A 6,833-nucleotide genomic window follows, 5' to 3' on the forward strand; every position below is an offset into this window, starting at 1 on the left:
ACCGTGAACGTTTTGCTGCGAAATTGGGCGAGCTGCTCGATTACCACAACTTTGTTTTGGTCAATTACTACAAAGAGCCAGCCATCGACTTCCAGAAAACACTCGACGAGTGCATGGAATACGCTGTGCTGCTTAAACCGATGATGCTCGATGTCACTGCTGCGCTGCATGAAATGCGCCGCGAAGGCAAAGACATCATGTTCGAAGGTGCCCAAGGTTCGTTGCTGGACATCGACCACGGTACTTACCCGTACGTGACCAGTTCGAACACTACCGCAGGCGGCATCGCTACTGGTTCGGGTTTTGGTCCTATGTACCTGGATTACATCCTGGGCATCACCAAGGCCTACACCACGCGCGTTGGCTCGGGTCCATTCCCGACTGAGCTGTTCGACGACGTGGGTGCGTTCCTCGCGAAACGTGGTCACGAGTTCGGTGCTACTACTGGTCGTGCGCGCCGTTGCGGTTGGTTCGATGCGGTCATTCTGCGTCGCGCTATCGAGATCAACAGCATCTCGGGTCTGTGCCTAACCAAGCTCGACGTGCTTGATGGCCTGGAAACCATCAATATCTGTGTTGGTTATCAGAATGAGCACGGTGCAGTGATTGATGCGCCAACCGATGCTGACAGCTATATCGGCCTGGTGCCGGTATACGAAGAAATGCCAGGTTGGACTGAATCGACCGTGGGCGCCAAGACCCTGGAAGAGCTTCCGGCCAATGCCCGCGCTTACATCAAGCGTGTGGAAGAGTTGGTCGGCGCACCGATCGACATTATTTCGACGGGCCCGGACCGTAACGAAACGATCGTATTGCGCCATCCATTTGCGTGATAAGTCGTTGAAATAAAGGCAAAGGGTCGCTCGTGCGGCCCTTTGTCATATCTGTCAGTTGGTAAGTGCTGGAACGGCACGGTGCTTGCTGTGATTACCCTCATAAAAGCGTGCCACCATTTTACTGGCACCTGCAGTAGGGGAGTTTTCCATGTCGGCCGTCCTTTCTCTTTTACGAAGTCGCTTGTTGCGGCCCGTGTTCATCGCTCTCGGTATTGCTCTTTTGGTGCAGGTGGTCGTTGCGGTTGCGCTGACCCGAAGCACCGTCACCGCGCTTGAGGTGGATTTGGCGGCTCGACTGGGTGTCGATTCGCAACGCCTGACGGGGGAGTTGGAGCAAGCGAGTCGCGAAGTGACATCTAGTTTGGACTCGTTATCGTCAAGTACTCGTCAACGATTGAGTGCGGGCTTGTCCTCGCGCCTCAAAGATGAGCAGGTGCAGTTGCGCAGTACGCTTGAAAAAAACCTGCACGACTCGGCCAACGACATGGCTCAATTGCTGGCGGCCGTCGCGCCCCGCGCCATGTGGGATAACGACACGCCAACGCTCTCGGAATTTGCCCGCCGTGCTCAGCGCAATCCCAATGTGCTGTTCGTTATTTATAATGATGCGCAGGGCGAGCACCTGACCCGTTACTTGAATCGCGACAATCCACAAATAAAAGCCCTGCTCGATAAGGGTGAGGGTGATCGGCCGGTAGATAAAGTCCTGAATGCTGCCCAGCATGACCCTTCGGTTTATTATGTTGAGGCCTCGATCAGTCCCAACGGAGTAGAAATCGGCAAGGTCGTCATGGGCGTGACCACGGCCAACGTTGAGGAGAATTTGTCGGCGCTAGATAAGCGCTTCTCGGCGTTGATTGTCAGTGGTGAGCAGTTGGTCTCTGACAGCCTCGTAGGCGCTGCGGCGGACAGTTCCAAAGCGCTACGTACGCGATTGGAGTCGGCGCAGTCTGCTGCCTCGGCGATGGCTGCCAATACCAGCAACACGGTGCAAGAAGCGGCGGCTACGTTGCGCTGGCGCATTGGTCTGGGCTTGGCGCTGGTTGGGTTGGGCGTGCTGCTGCTGCTTGCTGTAGTGCTTGGGCGTCGAGTAGTGAGCAAGCTGCATTTGTTGATCGCCGCGCTGGATGATCTGGCTGCCGGGGAAGGCGATCTGACCAAGCGGGTTCAGCTTAATAGTAACGACGAGATCGGGGATATGGCGTCGGCGGTCAATCGATTTGTCGATAAGTTGCAGCCAATCGTGCGCGAGGCGGGCGATGTGGCGCAACTCACGGGTGTAGAAATTGGTGCTCTAAGTCGACGAAACGCTGGTGCTGGTGCCGCCGCTGAATCGCAGCGTGATGAAGTGGCTGCGAGTCTTAAGGCCCTTTCGCAAATGGCCGACGAAGCTCAGGCAGAAAGCCACGCCATGCAGGCTGCCTTGCAGCAAGTGGTTGATATTCGTCAGGCAACCGATGAAAACACGCGCACCTCCGCGCAGGTCGGGGGTTTGATCGAGGCGCTGGCCGGCCAGGTCGATACTGGCGCCAAGGTTATTGAGCGCTTGGCGCGACAAAGTGAGCAAATCGAAGTGGTGCTGACGGTCATTCATGGCATCGCTGAGCAGACCAATTTATTGGCGCTTAACGCGGCCATCGAAGCGGCGCGGGCCGGTGAGACGGGCCGCGGTTTTGCTGTGGTCGCAGACGAAGTGCGTGCATTAGCCAGCAAGACCCAGCGATCTACAGGTGATATTCAGGCACACATCGGCGCGTTGCAGCAAGGCGCCAAAGAGGCGGTCGCGGCGATTGGTCTGGCGGGGCGTCAGGCCAATGAAGGGCTTGCAGTGCTACGTGATAGTGCCAAACTGCAATTGTCTGTGCAGGCCTCGGTCGAGCAAGTGCATGCGGCCATTGGTTTGGCTACGCATGCGGCAGAGCATCAAGCCCAGGGAGCAAAAGCGGTGAGGGGGCGTGTGGAGGTGATTCATGCCCAGGCTCAGCGAGCTGCTCAGGCCGTGGTCGAAACCACTGCCAGCGGTAAAGTGCTGGATGGTTTGGCGGCGCAATTGAAGGCAAGCCTGGGGCAGTTCCGCGCATAGTTTGCCGTGGTAACGTGCAAGAAAGGGCGCAATTGGTGCGCCCTTGTAGGGCGCGATCATAATGGTTGATCTAGAATCTCAAACGCAGAAAACACAAAACCGAGCACGGGGCTCGGTTTTGTTTGAATTGGTGCCCAGAAGAAGACTCGAACTTCCACGACCTTGCGGTCACCAGCACCTGAAGCTGGCGTGTCTACCAATTTCACCATCTGGGCAGTTCGTTGGGTTCAACAATAAACTCTGATTTGACTCGGAAATTATCGTTTACTTTCAACTACAACAACGTTTGCCGTCGTTGTGGGGCGCATCTTACGGATGAGTTTAGGAGCTGTAAACCCCCGCCGTGAAATATTTTTTCGGAATAGCAGGAGGACGTAACGAACGGTGTCTTCGCGTTTCAATCAGGTATATGCCAAACTAAATAAATATAGATAAGGTGAACTCATTCTAATGGCCGATTGGCAGTCCCTCGATCCCGAGGCCGCGCGTGAAGCGGAAAAATACGAAAACCCTATCCCCAGCCGTGAGCTGATCTTGCAACACCTTGCCGACCGCGGATCGCCGGCAAGTCGTGAGCAATTGGTGGAAGAGTTTGGTCTGACCACTGAGGATCAGTTCGAAGCTCTGCGTCGTCGCTTGCGCGCCATGGAGCGGGATGCTCAGTTGATCTACACCCGTCGCGGCACCTATGCACCTGTGGATAAGCTCGATCTTATTCTCGGTCGTATCTCGGGCCATCGCGACGGTTTCGGCTTCCTGATCCCCGATGACGGCTCGGATGACTTGTTCATGAGCCCGGCGCAGATGCGCCTGGTGTTCGACGGTGACCGTGGCCTTGCCCGCGTTTCCGGTCTGGATCGCCGTGGTCGCCGTGAAGGCGTGATCGTTGAAGTGATCTCCCGCGCCCACGAAACTATTGTGGGTCGCTACTTCGAAGAGGGCGGCATTGGTTTTGTCGTGCCGGATAACCCGAAAATCCAGCAAGAAGTGCTGATCACGCCGGGACGCAACTCCAGCGCCAAGGTTGGTCAGTTCGTCGAAGTGAAAATTACTCACTGGCCGACGGCGCGCTTCCAGCCTCAAGGCGACGTAGTTGAAGTGGTGGGCAACTACATGGCGCCCGGCATGGAAATCGATGTCGCGCTGCGTACCTATGACATCCCGCATGTCTGGCCCGAAGCGGTGCTCAAAGAGGCCGCCAAGCTCAAGCCAGAAGTGGAAGAGAAAGACAAAGAACATCGCGTCGACCTGCGCCACTTGCCGTTCGTGACCATCGACGGCGAAGACGCTCGCGACTTCGATGATGCGGTTTACTGTGAAGCCAGGCCGGGCAAGCTGCGCTTGTTCTCTGGTGGGTGGAAGCTGTACGTCGCTATCGCTGACGTGTCGAGCTACGTCAAGATTGGCTCGGCGCTGGATACCGAGTCGCAAGTGCGTGGCAACTCGGTGTACTTCCCCGAGCGCGTAATACCAATGCTCCCTGAGCAACTGTCCAACGGCTTGTGCTCGCTGAACCCACACGTTGATCGTTTGGCCATGGTGTGCGAGATGACTATCTCGAAAACCGGCGAAATGACCGACTATCAGTTCTACGAAGGGATCATCCACTCCCACGCCCGACTGACCTACAACAAGGTCAGCGCGATTCTGGAACAGCCGAAAACCGCTGAAGCCAAGCAATTGCGTGAAGAGTATTCCGACGTTGTGCCTGATCTGAAACAGCTCTATTCGCTGTACAAGGTCTTGTTGGCTGCCCGTCATACCCGTGGCGCGATCGATTTCGAAACTCAGGAAACCCGGATCATCTTCGGTACTGAGCGCAAAATCGCTGAAATTCGGCCGACCACGCGTAACGATGCTCACAAGCTGATCGAGGAATGCATGTTGGCTGCTAACGTGGCCACCGCAGCCTTCCTGAAAAAACACGAAATTCCGGCCTTGTACCGCGTGCACGACGGTCCGCCGCCTGAGCGTCTGGAGAAACTGCGCGCGTTCCTTGGCGAATTGGGTTTGTCGCTGCACAAAGGTAAAGACGGCCCATCGCCGAAGGATTACCAAGCGCTGCTGGCCAGCATCAAGGACCGTCCGGATTTCCATCTGATCCAGACCGTAATGCTGCGTTCGTTGAGTCAGGCGGTTTACAGCGCTGACAATCAGGGCCACTTCGGTCTGAATTACGAGGCATACACGCACTTCACATCGCCGATCCGTCGTTATCCGGATTTGCTCACGCACCGTGCTATTCGCAGCGTGATCCGTTCCAAGCAGGACACGCCGCACGTTCGCCGTGCCGGTGCCATGACCATCCCGAAAGCGCGCATCTACCCTTACGATGAGGCGGCTCTGGAGCAATTGGGCGAGCAGTGTTCCATGAGCGAGCGGCGCGCCGATGAAGCCACGCGTGACGTGGTCAACTGGCTCAAGTGCGAGTTCATGAAAGACCGCGTGGGCGAATCGTTCCCTGGCGTGATCACTGCCGTTACCGGTTTTGGTCTGTTCGTCGAGCTGACGGATATCTACGTCGAAGGGTTGGTGCACGTGACGGCGTTGCCGGGCGATTACTATCACTTCGACCCTGTGCATCACCGCTTGGCGGGCGAGCGCACTGGCCGCAGCTTCCGCTTGGGCGACACGGTTGAGGTGCGGGTCATGCGCGTCGACCTTGATGAGCGCAAGATTGACTTCGAGATGTCTGAAAAGACTATCAGTGCGCCTATTGGTCGCAAGCGTCGCGGTGCTGAGACAACGCCTGCTCCGGCGGAGAAATCCGAAGCGCCAGCCAAAAGCGCTGGGCGTCGTGGTGCTCCAGCCAAGGCTGCACCGGTCGCTGAAGCTTACCGCCCAAGCGATGCTGCCGCGAAAAACGCTGAAGTCCGCAAAAGCCGTGAATTGAAGCAGGCTTTGCTTTCCGAAGCGAAAGGCGGTGGAAAGGCGGCTGGGGGAAAGTCCAGTAAAGCCGACCCTGCTGCTTCGGGTAAGCCGCCAGCCAAGCCAAGTAAACACCGTAAGGGGCCGCCAAAAGCGGGCTCGGCACCTGCCGCGAAAAGCGGCGGGGTGCGTAAACCAAAGGCTAAGTCATGAGTTCGTTGGAGAAAATCTACGGCGTTCACGCCGTAGAAGCGTTGCTGCGCCACCACCCAAAACGCGTCAAGCAAGTCTGGCTGGCTGAAAATCGTAACGACCCGCGGGTCCAGGTGCTGATTCAGCTGGCCAACGAGAACCGCGTGTCGGTGGGGCAGGCTGAGCGTCGAGAGATGGACGTTTGGGTTGAAGGCGTTCACCAAGGCGTTGTCGCCGAAGTTAGCCCTAGCCAAGTTTGGGGCGAAGCCATGCTCGACGAGCTTCTGGACCGTACCGAAGGTCCGCCGCTGATTCTGGTGCTGGACGGCGTGACTGACCCGCATAACCTCGGTGCCTGCTTGCGTACGGCCGATGCGGCCGGTGCACTGGCGGTAATCGTGCCTAAAGACAAGTCGGCTACCTTGACGCCAACCGTGCGAAAAGTCGCTTGTGGCGCGGCGGAAGTGATTCCATTGGTCGCCGTCACCAACTTGGCGCGCACCCTGGAGAAGCTGCAGCAACGTGGTTTGTGGGTAGTAGGTACGGCGGGGGAGGCTGAGGTTGAGTTGTACCAGCAAGACCTGACCGGTCCGACCATCCTGATCATGGGGGCTGAAGGCAAAGGCATGCGCCGCCTGACCCGCGACCATTGCGATTACTTGGTGAAACTGCCGATGGCCGGCAGCGTCAGCAGCCTGAACGTCTCCGTCGCAACCGGTGTTTGCTTGTTCGAAGCATTGCGCCAGCGCAGCGTGAAAGCCGCCGCGAAGAAGTAACCCTTGCAGGAGCGCGCTTGCCCGCGATGTAACGATAACGCGGTGTGTCAGGCAGACCGCGTCGTTGCTATCGCGGGC

At 57.4% G+C, this 6,833-nt stretch carries 4 protein-coding genes and 1 tRNA gene; 4 read left to right on the plus strand and 1 reads right to left on the minus strand.

The genetic code is table 11. The features are described from left to right. On the plus strand, positions 1 to 833 hold an 833-nt coding region (locus M0974_RS15935), incomplete at its 5' end, for an adenylosuccinate synthetase (RefSeq protein ID WP_297838588.1). Positions 834 to 984: 151 nt separating this feature from the next. Next, positions 985 to 2,919: a methyl-accepting chemotaxis protein gene (locus M0974_RS15940; protein ID WP_297838589.1), complete on the plus strand. Its 1,935-nt coding sequence runs from the start codon at positions 985 to 987 to the stop codon at positions 2,917 to 2,919. A gap of 128 nt (positions 2,920 to 3,047) precedes the next feature. Here the strand turns inward: M0974_RS15940 and M0974_RS15945 are convergent. Continuing rightward, positions 3,048 to 3,134, minus strand: a tRNA-Leu gene (locus M0974_RS15945). Between the two features lie 235 nt (positions 3,135 to 3,369). On the opposite strand from M0974_RS15945, the gene rnr reads away from it, so the two are divergent. Continuing rightward, positions 3,370 to 6,000, plus strand: coding sequence for a ribonuclease R (gene rnr / locus M0974_RS15950; protein ID WP_297838591.1), 2,631 nt, complete (start codon positions 3,370 to 3,372; stop codon positions 5,998 to 6,000). Next, positions 5,997 to 6,755: a 23S rRNA (guanosine(2251)-2'-O)-methyltransferase RlmB gene (gene rlmB, locus M0974_RS15955; RefSeq protein ID WP_297838593.1), complete on the plus strand. Its 759-nt coding sequence runs from the start codon at positions 5,997 to 5,999 to the stop codon at positions 6,753 to 6,755. Before rnr ends, rlmB begins: the two co-directional genes overlap by 4 nt. The last annotated feature ends 78 nt before the right edge of the window (positions 6,756 to 6,833 follow it).

This window comes from Pseudomonas sp. (assembly GCF_026224925.1).
Classification (GTDB): domain Bacteria; phylum Pseudomonadota; class Gammaproteobacteria; order Pseudomonadales; family Pseudomonadaceae; genus Aquipseudomonas.

Coding starts and splice junctions, on each gene's coding strand:
- M0974_RS15940 (WP_297838589.1), top strand. CDS start 985: ATGTCGGCCGTCCTTTCTCTTTTACGAAGTCGCTTGTTGCGGCCCGTG.
- rnr (WP_297838591.1), top strand. CDS start 3,370: ATGGCCGATTGGCAGTCCCTCGATCCCGAGGCCGCGCGTGAAGCGGAA.
- rlmB (WP_297838593.1), top strand. CDS start 5,997: ATGAGTTCGTTGGAGAAAATCTACGGCGTTCACGCCGTAGAAGCGTTG.